This is a genomic window from Arcticibacter svalbardensis MN12-7, assembly GCF_000403135.1.
In the GTDB taxonomy this organism is placed as follows: domain Bacteria; phylum Bacteroidota; class Bacteroidia; order Sphingobacteriales; family Sphingobacteriaceae; genus Arcticibacter; species Arcticibacter svalbardensis.
Genome location: NZ_AQPN01000063.1, coordinates 133757 through 153550, shown reverse-complemented (window position 1 = coordinate 153550; position 19794 = coordinate 133757). Strand labels below are relative to the sequence as shown.

15 protein-coding genes are annotated in these 19794 nt (G+C 38.3%); 14 read left to right on the top strand and 1 reads right to left on the bottom strand.

Going from position 1 to position 19794, the window contains the following annotated elements:
* Position 1 precedes the first annotated feature (1 nt).
* The 3 genes from ADIARSV_RS08015 (at position 2) to ADIARSV_RS20485 (ending at position 4242) form a co-directional block, all read left to right on the top strand.
* Positions 2-2635, top strand: a complete 2634-nt coding sequence (locus ADIARSV_RS08015; protein ID WP_016194957.1) for an outer membrane beta-barrel protein — start codon at positions 2-4, stop codon at positions 2633-2635.
* 245 nt (positions 2636-2880) lie between these two features.
* Positions 2881-3813 carry a hypothetical protein gene (locus ADIARSV_RS08010; protein WP_016194956.1) on the top strand — a complete coding sequence of 311 codons (933 nt, stop codon included), beginning with the start codon at positions 2881-2883 and terminating at the stop codon, positions 3811-3813.
* A gap of 168 nt (positions 3814-3981) precedes the next feature.
* On the top strand, positions 3982-4242 hold the full coding sequence (locus ADIARSV_RS20485) for a glycoside hydrolase family protein (RefSeq protein ID WP_016194955.1): 261 nt from the start codon (positions 3982-3984) through the stop codon (positions 4240-4242).
* 50 nt (positions 4243-4292) lie between these two features.
* Here the strand turns inward: ADIARSV_RS20485 and ADIARSV_RS08000 are convergent, their stop codons facing one another.
* A complete protein-coding gene (locus tag ADIARSV_RS08000) occupies positions 4293-5426 on the bottom strand; it encodes a BamA/TamA family outer membrane protein (protein ID WP_016194954.1) in 1134 nt (377 codons plus the stop codon).
* A gap of 64 nt (positions 5427-5490) precedes the next feature.
* Between ADIARSV_RS08000 and ADIARSV_RS07995 the strand changes: the two genes are divergently transcribed.
* From ADIARSV_RS07995 to ADIARSV_RS07945, 11 genes are all read left to right on the top strand, one after another.
* Positions 5491-6465, top strand: coding sequence for a deoxyhypusine synthase family protein (locus ADIARSV_RS07995; protein ID WP_016194953.1), 975 nt, complete (start codon positions 5491-5493; stop codon positions 6463-6465).
* 237 nt (positions 6466-6702) lie between these two features.
* Positions 6703-8070, top strand: coding sequence for a cytochrome c3 family protein (locus ADIARSV_RS07990; RefSeq protein ID WP_016194952.1), 1368 nt, complete (start codon positions 6703-6705; stop codon positions 8068-8070).
* A gap of 33 nt (positions 8071-8103) precedes the next feature.
* Positions 8104-11121 (top strand): TAT-variant-translocated molybdopterin oxidoreductase, encoded by a 3018-nt coding sequence (locus tag ADIARSV_RS07985; RefSeq protein WP_016194951.1) that lies wholly within the window; start codon positions 8104-8106, stop codon positions 11119-11121.
* Between the two features lie 29 nt (positions 11122-11150).
* Positions 11151-12623 (top strand): NrfD/PsrC family molybdoenzyme membrane anchor subunit, encoded by a 1473-nt coding sequence (nrfD, locus tag ADIARSV_RS07980; protein ID WP_016194950.1) that lies wholly within the window; start codon positions 11151-11153, stop codon positions 12621-12623.
* 3 nt (positions 12624-12626) lie between these two features.
* A complete protein-coding gene (locus tag ADIARSV_RS07975) occupies positions 12627-13163 on the top strand; it encodes a DUF3341 domain-containing protein (protein ID WP_016194949.1) in 537 nt (178 codons plus the stop codon).
* Positions 13156-13740, top strand: a complete 585-nt coding sequence (locus ADIARSV_RS07970; RefSeq protein ID WP_316929497.1) for a c-type cytochrome — start codon at positions 13156-13158, stop codon at positions 13738-13740. The genes ADIARSV_RS07975 and ADIARSV_RS07970 overlap by 8 nt, the downstream gene beginning before the upstream one ends.
* Before the next feature lie 20 nt (positions 13741-13760).
* Entirely contained in the window at positions 13761-14996 is a 1236-nt protein-coding gene (locus tag ADIARSV_RS07965; RefSeq protein WP_016194947.1) for a hypothetical protein, read from the top strand.
* 40 nt (positions 14997-15036) lie between these two features.
* Positions 15037-16356 carry a cytochrome c oxidase subunit II gene (locus ADIARSV_RS07960; protein WP_016194946.1) on the top strand — a complete coding sequence of 440 codons (1320 nt, stop codon included), beginning with the start codon at positions 15037-15039 and terminating at the stop codon, positions 16354-16356.
* A gap of 21 nt (positions 16357-16377) precedes the next feature.
* Positions 16378-18273 carry a cytochrome c oxidase subunit I gene (locus ADIARSV_RS07955; RefSeq protein ID WP_016194945.1) on the top strand — a complete coding sequence of 632 codons (1896 nt, stop codon included), beginning with the start codon at positions 16378-16380 and terminating at the stop codon, positions 18271-18273.
* A gap of 56 nt (positions 18274-18329) precedes the next feature.
* Positions 18330-19202: a heme o synthase gene (gene cyoE, locus ADIARSV_RS07950; RefSeq protein ID WP_016194944.1), complete on the top strand. Its 873-nt coding sequence runs from the start codon at positions 18330-18332 to the stop codon at positions 19200-19202.
* Between the two features lie 4 nt (positions 19203-19206).
* The gene (locus ADIARSV_RS07945; RefSeq protein ID WP_016194943.1) at positions 19207-19794 is read left to right on the top strand and encodes a cytochrome c oxidase subunit 3; all 588 of its coding nucleotides are present in this window, start codon (positions 19207-19209) and stop codon (positions 19792-19794) included.

Below are 19794 nucleotides of genomic sequence, written 5' to 3'. Positions count from 1 at the left end.
GATGAAGAGAATCATAGCCTTATTCGCTTTTGTGATCTATCACTCGTTTCTTTTCTCGCAAGACCGAAGAGTTACCTTAGAGCTTAATCATGAGCCAATTAGCTTGCTATTTAATGAAATTAAAAAACAATGTCAATATAATGTAGTATACAGCGATGATTTGGTCTCGGATACAATTAGCGTTTCAATTGACGCCAAAATGATGCCGGTGGCTCAAGTATTGTCCCGAATTCTTCCCTCAAAAAAGCTTTGTTATTATTTTGTTTCTAATAAGCTGATTGTGATTACTAAAATAAAGGATGAAGATGATATGATGGAAGCCAAATCACTTCTTAGAGGAAAAGTGGTTGATGCAAAAGGTGAGGGGATACCTTTTACTTCCATTGGACTTTTTGAAAATAATTCATTTCTAATCGGAACTGTAAGTAGCCTTGATGGAAATTATCAATTAGCATTTAGATTTCAGCCTGGACATAGCTATTTTTTGAAAACATCCTACGTAGGTTTTAAACCATTGGAGATAGCATTTACTTATCCAGACACAATAAACAGTAAAAGAATACAATTAATTGAAGATCAGCTTCTGCTAAAAACCGTGAATGTTACAGCTGATAATCCATTTATCGAGCGGAGAGTTGATCGTTATATTGTTAACGTTGAGAAAAGCTCATTCGCACAAGGATTTTCTGCATGGGAAGTATTGCAAAAATCGCCAGGTGTCTGGGTTTCCAGTAATGGGAGTATTCGACTAAAGGGCAACCAATCGGTAATGGTTATGATCAATGACATGGTGCAGCGAATGTCTCAGGAAGATCTGGCTGAATATCTTAATTCGTTAAGATCGGATGAGATCAGTAAAATTGAAATTATCTATAACCCGCCTTCTGAATTTGAGGCCGCCGGTGCTGGTGGAATTATACACATTGTTTTGAAGAAATCCAGGAAGGATGGTATTACCGGTTCGGTTTACTCCAGATATCAGCAACAGGGTAAAAATCCATTTACAAGTACAGGTGGTTCGCTCGCTTATAAGGTGAAGAAAATATATATCTCTGGGAATATATCATACACAAAGGATAAAAACAAAGCATTTGGTCAGGAAAATATTATTTATCCTGACAACAGTGTTTTTAACAATGTTACGGATAGATATAATAACATTTCCAGATCTCAGTACCGACTTGGAATTGCATACGATATTTCTTCATACCAATCCATTGGTATACAAAACACCGGTGCATTAAACAGGCCTGTTCAGGTATTTTTAACAGATATAAATTACCAAAAAGAGCAGCCCTTGCTGGGTACTGCCAGAGCGGATTGGGAAAGAAGAATAAGTTTCAACAGTACGACTCTAAATTATGTTCTTAAATTAGATAGTCTGGGTTCGTCACTTAAAGTCATTGGGGATTATTCAAAGAATGGTAAAAATGAAGAGAATAAGCTTGCTACAACTTACAACGATTCTTTAAAGAACTCTGCTTCAATAACAGCTACCCCAAGTAGTACAAGTATTTACGCGGGACAGGTAGATTACACTAAAACCTGGAGCAATAAAACGGAATTTAAGGCGGGAGTGAAATATACATCGATCAAGAGAGATAATCAAAGCTTAAATGAGAATTATTTTCAAAATGAATGGTTATTCAATCCACTGGGTAGTAATCACTTTATTTATTCGGAGCAGTTGATGATGCTATATTCTTCTTGGGAAAAGAATGTAAATAAAACCAGCATTAAATTAGGACTAAGAGCAGAGGAAACTGTGTCGAATGGTAACTCAATCACCTCGGTTCAAAGTTTCAATCGAAACTATCTTGGTTTATTTCCTTCTTTTTACCTGATGCAGATGCTCAATGAAAGTAAGAGAACGTCGTTATATTTTAACTATTCAAGGAGGCTCCAAAGGCCTTCATTTAATGACCTGAACCCTTATCGACTTCAAGTCCATGACTATTCGATTCTTACTGGAAATCCAGATCTTCTACCACAGTATACAAACAATTATCAGGCAGGATATATATTTTTTAAGAATTACACGGCAGATATATATTTTTCAGCAACCAAAAATCTAATAGCGCTTTTAGCAACGCCTTTAGAAAACAATGTAATGGAATACAAATCCTTCAACTTTAATAATGGCAAGGAATATGGTCTGAATCTAAGTATCCCGGTGAACATTTCTAAAATATGGACAGTAGCGAATAATCTTTCGCTTTACAGGCTTTCAAATGAGGTAAATAATGTAAGTACTACTTACACGACCTTATATGCAAAATCCATTCAAACCTTAAACCTAAAAAAAATAATGGGTATTGATGTAATCGCTGAATACAAGTCGCCATCGGTAGTTGGTAATACCCGGCTTGGATATATGTTTTATTTGGATATAATGTTCTCCAGGAAAATAATGAAAGAAAAGGGCGTTTTTCGAATCTACTGCTCGGATGTGCTGAATACGGTAGTAGAGAAAGAACTGACAATATTTAACAACACTACAATCGATTATTACCAGAAAAGGCAAACGAGAAACGTAAGCCTGTCCTTTAGCTATAATTTCAGTCTAGGCAAGAAATTTACACAGAAAAATATTGAGCAAAGCAATAAAGAAGAAAATAGGAGAATGGGGAACTAGTATTCATTTAATTTCACAAATGTCGGGGAAGCATACAATATAAATGAGCAAATAAAGACTTTAGAGCAGTTGTCGTTTATTATGGTACTGCCGTTTAGCTACTCCTTAGCGGAAAGAGTTCAAATTTTGTATCTTCATTATATTTACTGTATTTAAAGCGAAATGGAAGGACCTCGGGAAGGTTTAGGAATCTAAACTACTGGATTTAATGATAAAAAGGCCATTGTGAAAATAGAAAGTCAACTATGAAACTAATAAACATTTCAATATTTATAATCGTCTCGTGTTTTTGTTGTTTTTCTTGTGCTAATAAAATGAAAGGTGATACATCTAACGAGTGGCCTTTATTTAAAAATTACAAGGATATAAACTATTTTGAAGTGCGCCGAGAGTTTAAAAACGGTTTTTCTTTTGATGAGAAAGGGTATCAATTAGAACCCGAGTGGAGCTTATACTTTACATCAGACAGTGCTGTGAAAGTCTTTAATAGTAAAATGTCAAAGTATTTGGAGTATCCAGTTGTCTATGATAAAAAATCCATTGTAAATTTTGCCAGGACATGGTTTAGGGTAACTTCTTTAAGTAAAGACAGCCTGGTGTTGCAGCGACTAGAGCTTACTGACAAGGCTGTGTCTGCAGAAAGATCTAATGTTTTCATGACCTTTTATTCAGCGAACTACATAAAAAATATTCGGAAGACGAGCTTATCAGATCTGAGGAGACCTAATCTAAGCGACTCAATTTATGTTAAGGCTAAAGTAGAAATGGCTAATCGGTACGTTGATAGTGCTTTCGCTGCAAGAAATCCGCCGCAACTGGAAAGCAGGAGTCCCATAATTGAAGTCAAAAAAATTGAACCGGAGGTAGAAGATATAAATATTAACAACCGTTATATAGCTGATGCTTATTTATATCCTGAATATCATATCACAATTGATAATGCGTACAATAACTTTGCTTATTTTTTCTCTGCTAACATTGACAAACAGGGTAACATAACTTTTAAGGAAATTTTGCAGTTAATGAGTCCTGAATATGTAGAATCTAAAAAAAGAGTAGTCAAAGGGATCGTTGATGTTTACCTTAAAAATCTTTTAAATATAACTCCTGGATCCACTTTAGGGTTCCCTCAAAATAGTACGGTTTATCTTTTTGTTAGTGGTAAAAAGAAGTCATGAAGCGTGATTAGACTATTTCGACACATATCCCAACGTTTTGAGGCAAGGTACGGGTTAAATGGGGGCACGCCATCATAGACCTGGAAAAACTTTATCCTGTTAAATTTAAAAATCTTCAATGGGTAATGGGCACCGCAAACGATTTATGATCCTGCGGCAAATAAATTTATGGTGTATTTTACGATTAAATTTAAGGATGATGTTCAACTAGACTTTTATTCAGCTTATGCTAATAGGGATTTTAGTGGTTTTGAAACTGAGTCTACCCTGTGGTTTCGTGCCAAATATGGCGCAATCGATGGTGATATCGTTTATAAAGACGGGTTATATCATTTCTTCTACAAGGGGAATACGAAAGATGATGCTGGGAAAGAGATTAGTAATGGTATTCAGCATGCTATTAGTAAAAGCCTTAAAGGGGCATGGTAGAAGATTTTAAATATCCGGATGTCTATTCCGCTAAGAAAATATACGATTTTTTAAAAAGCCTCTGCTAAGGCAAGATAAAATCCGGTTTGGCGTGCTTCTTTTGGTCTTTTTTCGCCTACTGCATAATCCATGCGGAGGGTTAGTCCTCTGCCTGGATCAACAAAATAGCGGACACCTGCTCCATAGTTAGGCTTTAGGTTTGCGATTTTAAAGGAACCATTGCTGAATACAGTTCCTGTGCCGGCAAATGCTGCTGCTCCAAAGCGGGGTATGAATCGATACCGCAGTTCGGCATGCGCGGTAAATAGGTTTTGATCCCGGTATCGGCCAGTATAATATCCTCGCATAATCTGATCGTTCCCTAATTGGGGAAGCAGATAAAATGGCGTTTTATTTCCGTAGACTCCCTCAAATGTGGATTGAAAGCCAAGTACGGCCTTTTTATTCAGACTTTTAAAATGACGAAGATCGGCTTTGATTAAACTTCCTGAAAAATCGTTTGATCCAAACATTGAGGGTGCATAGGAGTAATTTAGTCTGAAGTAACTCCCTGCGGTAGTATAGGTATTGGTATTTCGGGTATCGAGTATCGCTGATGTTCCGAGGTACATTACCTGTGCGGTTTCAGTTACGGCAAAATTTCCGGTATCATAAATACCTCCGGGTTCCTTGTCAGAATAAGCAAAGTTTTCGTACCCGATATTCAGACCTGCATAAAAACCTTTGGCAAACTTCTTTTCGGCTTCTGCCTGAACGATGAAAAGGCGCTGTACAATAGGATCTTTATCTGATTCAAGGGTTTGATCGCCTATTCCAAAGAAATCAAAAGGAAACTTTTTGTAACGTAATGTTCCTGCGAAATGATATTTATTGCCCGCTGACCAGATATCTGGCTTGATGACGAAGTTGGATTGCTTTTTGGTGGTGTAGGTGAGGATGGCATTTATTGTGGAGCTCCGCATAGATGTGTCGGTTTTATCGGTATAAAAGGAGGTAATAGACAGTCCGCCAAATTCAATTCCGGTTTCCTGTGAGTATGCTGCTGCGGGAAGAATGATAAAACTAGTTTTTCTGCTTGTGTCACTCTCACTGGATAGAAACTTTTTTATTAATTTCTTTTGTGCAGTACAAATGGTTGTACAGAGAAGAGTTAAACAAAAAATTAGTGTTATGCTTTTGCCCATGAGCCGCTAATTTAGTGTTCAAAGTTTTTAAAATTGCTATTTTTGATGCTTTAAATTAAAATTAATGGAAAGAGGACCTATTTCTAAGTTTATAGAAAAGAATTATTTGCATTTTAATTCCGCAGCGCTGGTTGATGCAGCTATTGGATATGAAAAATATATCGATGCTGGTGGTAAAATGATGATTACCCTGGGTGGTGCTATGAGTACAGCTGAACTGGGGATTTCTTTGGCGGAAATGATCCGTCAGGATAAAGTGTCTATTATAAGTTGTACAGGTGCGAATCTGGAAGAGGATATTATGAACCTGGTTGCTCATTCTCATTACAAAAGAGTGCCAAATTATCGCGATTTGAGTCCACAGGATGAATGGGATCTTTTAGAAAATCACTATAACAGGGTAACGGATACTTGTATTCCGGAAGAAGAAGCTTTCAGAAGGATTCAACAGCATATTCATAAGATCTGGGTGGACGCTGAGGCTGCCGGAGAGCGTTATTTTCCACATGAATATATGTATAAGTTGCTGAATAGCGGTGTGTTGGAGCAGTATTATGAAATTGATCCTGCGAATTCATGGATGCTTGCTGCTGCTGCAAAAAACCTGCCTATCGTGGTTCCGGGTTGGGAAGATTCGACTATGGGAAATATCTTCGCTTCTTATGTGATTAAACAACAACTGCAGCCTTCTACTGTAAAAAGTGGAATTGAATATATGGCTTATCTGGCTGAATGGTATACGAAAAATTCGGAAGGTAAGGGAGTTGGCTTTTTCCAGATTGGTGGTGGTATTTCTGGCGACTTCCCAATATGTGTAGTGCCAATGTTGTATCAGGACCTGGAAATGACTAATATTCCTTTCTGGGGTTATTTCTGTCAGATCTCTGATTCGACTACTTCGTATGGTTCTTATTCGGGTGCTGTTCCGAATGAAAAGATCACTTGGGGTAAGCTTGATATCCATACTCCTAAGTTTATTGTGGAGTCTGACGCAACTATCGTAGCACCATTAATATTTGCCTGGATTTTAAAACAATAACTTGTATTCAAGGTTAGCATAAAAATGTCTCCTGATTGTACTATTTCTTAAGGAGAAATGAGTATTTTAGGAGACATTTTTATGTTATTTATGCTTTGTTTAGAATGGATATAAATTGTTTTTCAAAGTCATTAATGTGTCACAGATCATTTTTTTAATTATATTTTTGTCATCCTTAATTGTGATTTTAAACACAATTTTCAATTTTACATATAAATTAAAGCGTAAAATAATAATATGAGAAGCATCTCATTGATTTTTAGAAGTGTTGTAAAACCGTTTATTTTTGTTTCTGCTCTAAGTTTTGGTGTTCAGGGATATGCACAAGATACCTCTGCTGCTCCGGCCGCCGCGGGTAGTGTTGCTGGAAGTGCCACTGCTGCAGTGGCTTCTACTGCGTCTAAGGGAGATGCAAGTGCAGGTGCTGCTATTTTTAAGCAGAAGTGTACTGCATGTCATGCCTTAAATCGTACTGTAGTTGGTCCGGCCTTAAAAGGCATTAGCGAGAGGCAAAGTGAAGAGTGGTTGATCAAGTGGATCAAGAATTCTCAGGCTCTTATTGCTACCGGAGATCCGGATGCTGTCAAAATCTTTAATGAATATAACAAGGTTGTCATGACTCCTTTTCCGGAATTAACGGATGGGGATGTTGTCAATATTCTTGCTTATGTGAAGGAAGAGGGTGATAAACCGGCAACTCCTGCTGCTGGTGCCGCTGGTACTGCCGATGGAACCGGAGCTGCAACTGATACTGGTGGAGTTAGTAATTTCATGCTGGGTGGTTTGATCGTAGTGGTCATCATCACGTTATTGGTTGTGCTGGTATTAAACCGCGTAATCAGTACATTACACAAACTTCTTTTACAAAAACAAGGGGTTCCTGTTGAGGATGAAAAAGTTGCTGAGCCAGGAGAAAAGGTTTATGACAAGCTGAAAAGACTTTCTAAAAATAAGAAACTGGTATTTTTTACTATTCTATTGGTTTCAATTTTGCTTGGTTCATGGAGCTGGCGGATGATGTGGAATACAGGTGTTCATGAAGGGTATCAACCGGAACAGCCTATTAAATATTCGCATCAGTTACATGCCGGTACGTTAAAGATTAACTGTCAATATTGCCACACAGGTGCATACAAATCAAAGAATGCTTCTATTCCTTCTTTGAATGTATGTATGAACTGCCATAATTATGTTCAGGCAACTGAAAAATATAATGGTGAGATCTCTCCTGAGATTATGAAGATCTATAAAGCGCTTGATTATGATCCGGATACGAAAAAATATGGTAATGATCCTAAGCCTATTCAATGGGTTCGGATCCATAACCTGCCTGACTTTGCTTATTTCAACCATTCCCAACACGTTTCTGTAGCAGGAATTGAGTGTCAGAAATGTCACGGTCCAATTCAGACTATGCCTGAAGTATACCAATACGCTCCTTTAACCATGAAATGGTGTATTAATTGTCACCGTACAATGGAAGTAAATGCCAAGGGAAATGGCTATTACGATAAGCTGGAAGAAGTGCATGACTTGTTGAAACAAGGAAAGAAAGTCACTCCTGCAGTACTAGGTGGTATTGAGTGTGGTAAATGTCATTATTAACAATAAATACAGATACAGTTACATATAGCTTAAATGAAGAGCAATAAAAAATACTGGAAAGGCTTAGAAGAGTTGAAAAGTTCTTCTGATTTTGTGGAAAAGAATAAAAACGAATTTGCTGAAGAGATTCCTTTGGAAGATGTCTTAAGTGAAGGAGTACTGAATTCAGTTACACCAAGGCGTGACTTTTTAAAGGCATTAGGGTTTGGTTTAGGTGCTGTTTCTTTGGCTGCTTGTCAGACGGCTCCTATCCGAAAGTCTATTCCTTATCTTATAAAACCAGAAGAGATTACTCCTGGGGTGGCTAATTATTACGTATCCAGCTTTAATGGACAGAGTATCTTAGTTAAAACAAGAGAAGGCCGTCCGATTAAAATTGAAGTAAATCCTGCTGGATTATTTGAAAATACAGGAACTGATGCGGTAACGCAGGCTGCTGTGCTTGACTTATACGATGTATCCAAATTAAAGGGTCCTGTGCTGAATAAAGCTGAAGTGACCTGGGATAACATGGATTTATATGTTAAAGGGGAATTAAATAAGCTTCAGGCATCCGGAAAGAAAATTCGCCTGGTATCGTCTACGGTAACAAGTCCTTCAACTAAAGCGGTTATTGCTGATTTTATTACGCAGTTTCCGAATACTACACATGTTCAGGTGGATGCTGTTTCTTATAGTGGAATCCTTCAGGCAAATGCAGCAAGTTTTGGAAAATCAGTATTACCCCGTTACCGGTTTGACCGTGCGGATGTGATTGTTAGTATTGCGGCTGATTTTCTGGGTACATGGATTGCTGGAGAAGAATATAGTCGTCAATATGTTGGAAATCGTAATTCAAAGTCTCTGAAGAAGGGAAAGATGTCCAGACATATTCAGTTTGAAACTGGTATGAGTATGACGGGTACTAATGCGGATTCGCGCATCCCTGTTAAGCCATCTGAACAAGGTCCTGCTATTATTGCTTTGTATAATGAAGTTACTGGTAGTAGATTAAGTGGAGCAGAGGGGCTTTCTGCAAATGGGGTTGCTAACACAGCAATTAAACTTGCCGCCAAGGAGTTGGTTCAGGCAAAAGGTCGTGCTTTAGTAATATGTGGATCTAATGATGTATCCATACAGACCTTAGTTAATGCGATCAATTCTTCATTGGGAAGTTATGGTACTACGATTGATCTGGATAATCCTTATTTGAATTATGCAGGTAATGATGCGGTATTCGCTTCTTTTATAGGTGAAATGAACAGGGATGAAGTTGGTGCTGTATTCTTATTGAATACGAATCCTGCTTATAGTTATATTAATGCAAAAGCGTTTACTGATGCTTTGGCAAAGGTGCCTTTGCGGATTTCATTCTCCGATAGGGAGGATGAAACGGCTAGTTTATGTAATGTGCTTGCACCAAATTCCAACTTTCTGGAGTCTTGGGGCGATGAGAGCTCTGTAGATGGTTATTATACAGTGGTTCAGCCTACTATCAATCCGGTATTTAATACTCGTCAGGCTGAACAAAGCTTGCTGGCTTGGTCTTCAAATCCGCAGAAGAACTATTATCAGTTTGTGAAAGCATATTGGGAGAAGAATATATTGCCAACAGCTGGCAAGTCATGGAAGCAATTATTGCAAACTGGATTTGCTTATACTGGTGAAAAACCTGCAGGTAATTATACCTTCAGTGCTTCGCTTCCTGCTGTAGCACAATCTATCGTTACACAAAGTAAAACACTTGCTAAGGATATAGAAATACATTTATACCAAAGTATGGCTATGAGGGATGGTCGTTATGCAAATAATGCTTTCCTTCAGGAATTGCCTGATCCTGTTTCTAAAGTGACATGGGATAATTATGCTGCTGTTGCGCCTAAGTTTGCTGAAGAGCAAGGATGGAGTGAGTTTGATCAAATTGAAATTAAAGGGGCGAATGGATATACCATAACGCTTCCTGTGTTATTGCAACCGGGACAAGCGCGTGGGACGATTTCTATAGCGGTTGGATACGGACGTGAAAAACCGGGTCAGATTGGTAAGGTAGGGGAGAATGCATATCCTTTTGCTACTAGTACAAATGGTTCTATCCGCTTTTTTAATACCGCAACGGTAACTAAGACGGGTGATAAATATGAATTGGCTCAAACACAAACGCATCATTCTTATGAGGGTCGTGATATTGTGAGAGAAACTTCTTTTGCGAGTTATGTAAAAGATCCTCATTCAGGTACTGGTCAACATGGCGGTGGTCATCATGATTATGATTTATGGCCTGAGCATAAGAAAATTGGGCATAACTGGGTAATGGCGATCGACTTGAACGCTTGTACGGGTTGTGGTGCTTGTATTGTTGCCTGTAATGTGGAGAATAATGTTCCTGTTGTAGGACGTGACGAGGTAAGAAATCGTCGTGAAATGCACTGGCTTCGAATTGACCGTTACTATAGCTTTAAAGAAGGTGAAAAATCGGTAACTGAAGAGAAGGAGATTGAGAAGCTGGAGAACCTGGATGATGTGTCTGTTATTCATCAACCAATGCTTTGTCAGCATTGTGATCATGCTCCTTGTGAGACAGTTTGTCCGGTTATTGCCACCATGCATTCATCCGACGGACTGAACCATATGGCTTATAACCGTTGTGTGGGTACGCGTTACTGTGCGAATAACTGTCCCTATAAAGTACGTCGTTTCAACTGGTTTAACTACTGGAATGACTCCAGGTTTGATAATTATCTGAATAATGAGTTTACGCAGTTGTTGCTTAATCCGGATGTAACTACCCGTTCAAGGGGGGTTATGGAGAAATGCTCGATGTGTATCCAGCGAATTCAGGGTGGCAGATTGAAGGCTAAGATTGAAAAAAGGCCGCTTGTAGATGGTGAAATTCAGATGGCTTGTCAGCAGGCTTGTTCAGCAAACGCCATTATTTTTGGTGATATGAACGATCCTAATTCAGCTGTTAGTAAGGAATTACGTAATGAGCGTACTTATTATGTGCTGGAAGAGATTAACACTCAGCCGGGTGTTGGTTACCAGACCAAGGTTAGAAACGTAGTAGAAGCTTAATTGATATTAGAATAAGATTTTAAAAGATTATGTCAGCACATAACGAATCCATATTAAGAGAGCCATTAATCACAGGTACGAATATAACCTATTCGAAAATTACTGATGATGTTTTGGTTCCAGTTGAAAATAAGCCCAACATGGCCTGGTGGATAGGTTTTGGTATAGCTTTAACATTGGCTCTTACCTGGGTGGTAGCGATAAGTTACACTTTTTGGGTAGGACTAGGTGTCTGGGGTTTAAATAAGACTGTAGGTTGGGCGTGGGATATCACCGGTTTCGTATGGTGGGTAGGTATTGGTCATGCGGGGACATTGATTTCAGCGGTTCTATTGCTCTTTAGGCAGAACTGGCGAAATTCAATTAATCGATCTGCAGAGGCCATGACGATCTTTGCCGTGATTTGTGCCGCTACCTATATTATTGCGCATATGGGTCGTCCATGGTTAGCTTATTGGGTTTTCCCGCTTCCAAATCAGTTTGGCTCTTTATGGGTTAACTTTAACTCGCCATTGATCTGGGACGTATTTGCGATTTCAACGTATTTCTCTGTATCCCTGGTGTTTTGGTACACAGGGTTACTTCCTGATATTGCTACTATCCGCGATAGGGCTTCCGGTTTTAGAAGAAGAGTATATTCTATTCTTTCTTTTGGATGGGCAGGATCAGTAAAGAACTGGCAACGTTTTGAATCGGTATCCTTGATTCTGGCAGGTATTTCTACTCCATTGGTATTGTCGGTGCATACGATTGTATCCATGGACTTTGCTACATCGTTGGAGCCGGGATGGCATACCACTATATTCCCTCCTTATTTCGTTGCGGGAGCTATATTTTCGGGATTTGCTATGGTGCAGACGCTTCTTTTAATTGCCCGTAAGGTGATGAAATGGGAGAATTACATTACGATGTTCCATATTGAATCAATGAATATTGTCATCATTGTAACGGGATCTATTGTTGGGGTAGCTTATTTAACTGAGTTATTTGTAGCCTGGTACTCGGGAGTTGAATATGAACAATATGCATTTTTAAATAGGATTAGCGGACCTTACTGGTGGGCGTACTGGAGTATGATGACCTGTAATGTGATCTCTCCGCAGTTATTCTGGTTCAAAAAGATTCGTACCAGCATCTGGGCATCATGGGTATTATCCATTGTGGTAAATATCGGGATGTGGTTTGAGCGTTTCGTAATTATCGTGACCTCATTACACCGTGATTACCTGCCTTCAAGTTGGGCTATGTTTTATCCAACGCCAATAGATGTACTGTTGTTTGTAGGTTCAATAGGTGTATTCTTTACTTTATTCCTTTTATTCCTTCGTGTATTACCGGGAATTGCAATGGCTGAAGTGAAACTTCTTTTGAAATCTTCGAGTGATCAGGCTAAACAAAAACTAATCAGAGAGGGTAAGATAGATGCAGAACAGGCTGAATATTACCAACAGTCTTTGGAAAAATTTGATAGTGTTTCAAAAAGTGATTACGCTAAAACCTAAAACATGAGTAACGTAAAATATATACTAGGTCATTTTGAAGATCCTGATGAAATGATGCACGGGATTGATAAATTACAGGAAAACAACATAGGTATCTATGATGTGTATACACCCATGCCAATCCATGGAATTGAAGAAAAGCTAGGTTATAAACGCTCAAGACTTCCTATTGCAGCTTTTTGCTTTGGTATTACCGGGACATTGACTGCGATCTCTATGATTTATTATATGCTGGTTTATGATTGGCCAATGAATATTGGGGGAAAGCCATCATTGGCTATGCCGGATTTTGTGCCGATCACTTTTGAGCTGACTATTCTGTTTGCCGCCTATGGAATGATGTTTACCTTTTTCTATGCTAATCATTTATTTCCGGGACGTGCACCTAGGGTAATGGATCTGAGAGCCACCAACGATCGTTTTGTTATTGCTATTGATGCGAAGACAAATCCTTATCCGGATAAAATTGAAAATTTGTTAAAAGAGGCAGGCGCTGTTGAAGTGATGCACAACGAAAGGAAGTATGTTAGTTATGAATAAACTCAGGATATTAAGCGCCGCATTAATTGCCGTAGCAGGATCTGCTGTGGTCTCTTCATGTGGGGGTGATAAAAGAAGTACAGGGATGGAGTTTGCCCGGAATATGTATGATCCGATTGCATATAATCCGGATCAGGCAAATAAGAACTTTGCAAATGGTCAAACTGCTCAATTGCCTCCAGCTAATACGATGCCGGTTGGTTATGATAAGGTAGATGAATATCCAAATACACCTGAAGGTTATCTGGCAGCAAGTAATAATCTGTTTAATCCTCTAACAAGGAATAAACAGACTTTAACTGAAGGCCATACATTGTATCTTAATATGTGTTCGCACTGTCATGGTACTCAAGGAAATGGAGATGGACAAATTATTAAGCTGGAGAAGTTTCCGCCACCACCTTCTTACTCAAAGGGGAATTCCTCCAGAGGTGGTGCAATGAAAGACTTAACAGACGGAAAGATTTTTCACACGATTACATACGGTTTGAACCTTATGGGACCTCACCGTACACAACTTAATCCAACCGAAAGATGGAAAATAGTTATGTACGTTAGAGAATTGCAAAAACTTTAATAGTCAATGTTTTAAGCGAAATGGGAACTAACAATCAACATACTCATAATTTTACACAGCAATTTGAATTTTCAGGTAAAGCAAAGACCTGGAGCCTCATTGCTATTTTAATAGGCGTTGCAGCGATTGCATACGGCTTTTTATTAGATCCGGCGGAATATCATTCGGAACGTACATTTGCCAATCTCCTTTTAATGGGATATTACTTCACTTGTGTATGTGCGGCAGGTGCTTTTTTCCTTGCACTGCAATTGGTTACACAATCTGCCTGGTCAGCAGGATTAATCAGGATTCCTCAGGCTTTCGCCAAGGTATTGCCAATTGCCTCTGTTATTTTACTGGTAATATGTGCTGCGGGTTTATTCTCGCATAATCTATATCATCATTGGAATCTAGAAGGAATTACAGAGGTAGGAAATGAACACTACGATGCTGCTATTGCAAAGAAGGCTGGCTTTTTGAATGCTCCTTTTTTCCTTATCAGGCTGGTGTTTTTCTTAACAATATACAGCATATTTGCTCTCGTTCTCACTCGTTTCTCTGATAGAGAAGATTTAGTTGGAGGATTAGCCAATTATAAAAAGAGCTTTAAGATTTCAGCAATATTCCTGGTGATTTTTGGTTTTACTACTCCAATCTGGGCTTTTGATACAATTATGTCTCTTGAGGCCCATTGGTTTTCTACCATGTTTGGCTGGTATAACTTTGCCGCTATGTTTATTAGTGGTTTATGTGCCATTACAGTTACTGTAATATTGTTAAAAAAAGCGGGTTATATGAGTTGGGTGAATCATAATCATATCCATGACTTAGGCAAGTTTGTATTTGCTTTCTCTATATTCTGGACCTATATCTGGTTCTCGCAATTTTTGTTAATCTGGTATGCTAACATGCCTGAAGAAACCGTTTACTTCTTTAAAAGATGGGAGCCTGAGTATAAACTATGGTTTTGGTTAAATATTGTGATTAACTTCCTTGCGCCAGTATTGATTTTAATGACTCGCGATGCCAAAAGACGTACGAATACTTTACTAGCGGTATGTATCTTGTTGTTATGTGGGCATTGGCTGGATTATTATCTTATGATTATGCCAGGTACGGTAGAAAGTAACAGGCAGTTTGGAATAACAGAACTTGGGATTTTTATTGGTTTTGTAGGATTGTTTAGCTTTTTGATGATGACTCAATTGGCAAAGAAACCTCTGGCTGCAAAGAATCATCCATTTCTTGAAGAAAGTTTACATCATTCTATATAGATAGACGAAAAAGGAATTTACATTAGAATCTTATAAAGAAATGCGTTTTAATACATTATTTAAGATCAGAAATAGCATTGCGGTGCTCGCTATAGCCTTAATGGCCTTTAGCACTCCCCTGGCTGCCCAAGATACAACAGCAGTGATTTCGAAAGGAGTTACTGGGCCTGTGAAAGGAGTAGCTGCGGACAATGATTTAGATGCGTTTGCTAAGGGACTAGCAAATATAAGTGCAGATGCTACTACAAGTGATGCTGCTACAGATACTACTGATGTTTCTGTTGTGGCTAATCACAATGCGGTTTATAAATCAGCTGGATTCTATTCCATCCTGTTTATTTTGGTATGTATCTTTATTGCTATAACAGGTAAAATATTGCGTGTGTATGAAATTACACGTGAAATTCAAGGAAAGAAAGCTGGATTGAACTGGAACAATATTCAAGGTGTAATTTTAGTATTATTCCTAATCCTGGGCTTATATGGCACATACTGGAGCTATAATACATGGGGTTGGGTAGTAACTAAGGATGCAGCATCTGTTCATGGAGCAAGAATAGATAGCATGATGTTAGTTACTGTCGCCATTACCACTATAGTTTTTGTGCTGACACAATTTCTGCTGTTTTGGTTTTCTTATAAATATAGAGGACGGGAAAATAGAAAAGCATATTACTATCCGCATAATAATGCCATAGAGCGTTTGTGGACTATTGTTCCGGCATTCGTTCTTACCGCGCTTGTCGTGTTTGGATTCTTTACCTGGAGAAGTATTACCAATCCTTCTCAGTCTGACAAAGACAGTGCTCTCTCTCTTGAAGTAACCGGTGAGCAGTTTAAATGGAATGTTAGGTATGCAGGTGATGATAATCAGCTGGGCTTAAAAAATTATAAGTTAACTACGCCAACAAATGGTTTGGGTATTGACTTTACTGATAAGAAGAGCTGGGACGATAGATTAGGTCCTGAAATTGTTTTACCAGTAAATAAATCGGTACGTGTTACAATAAATTCTAAAGATGTTTTGCATAGTTTCTATATGCCGGACTTTAAAGTGCAGATGAATGCAGTACCGGGTATGGCTACTTACTTCCAATTTACTCCTCGTTTTACTACGGAGGAAATGCGCGAAAAGAGTGGTAATGCAAAATATGATTACGTATTATTGTGCGCTAAAATTTGTGGAAGTGGGCATTACAATATGCAATATAAGGTGAGAGTTGTCAGTGACAAGGAATATAAAGAGTGGATAGTGAAACAACCTCTTTTCTTCAATGACGACATGAAGAAAGAAATGCAGTTAAAGTCCGCATCTTTGTCAAAAGAGACTTTACGAAATAATAAGTTAGCAATAAATTAGTAAATCAGATAGATCGATAATATGTCAAGCACAGCGATTAATCATACTTTAGAACATTCGGGACATGCACATGATGACCACGCTCATCATCAATCGTTCCTAACTAAGTATATTTTCAGCACGGATCATAAAATGATCGCAAAACAGTTCCTGATTACGGGTATTATAATGGCCGTTATTGGAATGTTTCTTTCTATTCTTTTCCGGATCCAGTTAGGATGGCCCGATCAAAATTTTCCAATCTTGGAAACTTTCCTTGGAAGATGGGCTGAAGGAGGAAGAATAAAACCGGATTTTTACTTATCATTGGTCACGATACATGGTACCATCATGGTGTTTTTTGTACTGACGGCAGGACTAAGTGGTACGTTTAGTAATCTGTTAATTCCCTTGCAAATAGGAGCCCGGGATATGGCATCACCTTTGGTGAACATGCTGTCTTATTGGTTTTTCCTGACTGCCTGTGTGATTATGATGGGTTCCTTTTTTACAGAAACAGGGCCGGCGAGTGCAGGATGGACGATTTATCCGCCTCTTTCTGCTTTGCCTAAAGCGATCTCAGGATCGGGTATAGGGATGACTCTTTGGTTAATCAGTATGGTGTTCTTTATAGCCTCCTCATTAATGGGTGCGTTAAATTATATCAGCACGATATTGAATATGCGGACCAAGGGTATGGATCTTTGGAAAATGCCTTTAACTATCTGGGCTTTATTTTTAACTGCTATATTAGGAACACTTTCTTTTCCTGTTTTAGTAGCAGGAGTTGTGCTTTTAATTTTTGACCGTAGTTTTGGAACAAGTTTTTACTTATCCGATCTGGTTGTACAAGGACAGATATTACCGCAACAAGGAGGAAGTCCTATCTTGTTCCAGCATCTATTTTGGTTCCTTGGTCACCCAGAAGTATATATAGTAATCATGCCTGCCTTGGGTATCACATCTGAAGTGATTTCAACTAATTCCCGTAAGCCTATATTTGGTTACCATGCCATGGTTTACTCGTTAATAGGTATTACTGTTCTTTCTTTCATCGTTTGGGGGCATCATATGTTCGTAACGGGAATGAGCCCTTTTCTTGGGGGAGTTTTCATGATCACTACACTGATTATTGCGGTTCCTTCAGCTGTGAAAACGTTTAATTATCTGGCTACGCTGTGGAGAGGTAATATTCGCTTTACTCCAGCTATGTTGTTTGCAATTGGATTGGTATCTTTCTTTATTTCAGGTGGATTAACCGGTATTTTCCTGGGTAATGCAGCGTTGGATATTAACTTACATGATACTTATTTTGTAGTAGCACATTTTCACCTTGTAATGGGTTCTGCTGCAATATGTGGTATGTTGAGTGGTGTATATCATTGGTTCCCTAAGATGTTTGGAAGAATGATGGATGAGAAACTTGGCTATTTACATTTCTGGTTCACCTTTATAGGGGCATATCTTGTGTTTTTCCCAATGCACTTTATGGGACTTGATGGAGTACCAAGAAGATATTATGCTTTCACTGAGTTTGAATTTATGAAAGAATGGTTAACAGTTAATACCTTTATTTCCTGGGCGGCTATTGTATCTGCATTAGGACAGGTTGCCTTTTTATGGAACTTCTTTCATTCCATATTTTATGGAAAGAAAGCTCCTCAGAATCCATGGAATTCGAATACTTTAGAATGGACTACTCCGGTAGAACATATACATGGAAACTGGCCTGGCGAGATTCCTACCGTGTACCGTTGGCCATATGATTACAGCAAGCCAGGAAGTCCTGTTGATTTTATTCCTCAGACTATACCATTCTCTGAAACAATGAGCTCTAATTTTTCTCATGACTTTGAAGGTAATCCTGAGGCTGAACGCATACAGTTAGAATGGCAGAAGAATGATGAAGCCGAAAGGCTTGCAGAGGATAAAGTTTAATTATCCAACTTTAATCCTACTAGTGGGAGATTTATCCCAAAAATTGAACTATTTGAGTGAGTGAAGTTTCATTTATATCAGACTTTAAAAGTCTAATAAAACTTAGGTTAACCTTTCTGGTTGTTTTTTCAGCTTCTGTTTCTTTTTTAATAGGAAGCAGGGAGCAGGGATCAATAAACTGGATAAACTGGTTAATATTAACATTAGGTGGGTTTTTAGTTGCAGGTGCAGCAAATGGATTTAATGAGATAATAGAAAAAGATCTGGATAAACTGATGTCGCGAACAAGTGACAGGCCCATTCCTTCCGGGAGGATGACTACCGGGCAGGCCTTGGTACTTAGCTTGTTTATGGCCTTGGCGGGTACATTAATTTTGGTGAGGCTTAACTTCCTTACAGGCGTTCTTTCTGTATTTTCTATATTTCTCTATGCAATTGTTTATACCCCAGCGAAAAGATTATCACCAATAGCCGTTTTTATAGGAGCGTTCCCAGGTGCGTTACCGCCTTTGATTGGTTATTTTGCTGCCTTTGATAAACCAGTAATATCATGGATTCCATTGGTGTTATTTTTTATACAGTTTGTCTGGCAGTTTCCTCATTTTTGGGCAATAGCATGGGTGCTGGACGATGATTACAAGAAAGCAGGATTCAGATTACTGCCAACTAAGAAAAGGGATCGAGTGAGTGCAGGATTTATTATCTTTTCCGCATTAGTGTTAATTCCGGTGAGCCTTTTGCCAACATTTATGGGGTTTGGAGGTTATGTAATTGGAATAATTTCATTGATTGCAGGAATTGTTTTTTTATATTTAAGTGTTCAACTGTTCAGGGATTTAGAAGTAAAAACAGCTAGGAAAGTGATGTTTTGTTCTTTCTTTTATCTTCCTCTTGTTCAATTGATTATGTTGTTTGATTTTATTAAATAAAGATATGTTATCTATGGCCAAGGTTCCTTTAGAGCAGGACATTCAAAGTTTAAAGCCAAAGAAGTTTTTGATGTGGCTTTTTATCATTACATCATGTATGCTGTTTGCGGCTTTAACTAGTGCTTATATTGTATATACAGGTGGAAACCCAACCAGAGGAATCAAAGTTCATCTTCCTATTGCTTTTTTATATAGTTCAGGTCTGATTATTGTTAGTAGTTTAACAATGCACTATGCATTTAAAGCTGCTAAAGAATTGCAGTTAGCCAAACAACGTTTATTTCTTGGATTAACCATCTTGTTAGGTTTTGCATTTTTTGCCTCTCAATGGATTGCCTGGACTGTATTATTTGAATCCGGAGCACCATTTGTAAATTCCAATGCATCAGAATCCTTTATATATGTGTTTTCCGCATTTCATATTGTGCATATTTTTGCAGGAATAGGAATGATGGCTTACACCTATATCAAGCAAAATAAAGGCATACCGCATTATAAGAATATGTTCAATATGGAGCTAACTTCCTTGTTCTGGCATTTTCTGGATATACTATGGATTTATTTATACGTTTTCTTACTTTTGAATCAATAA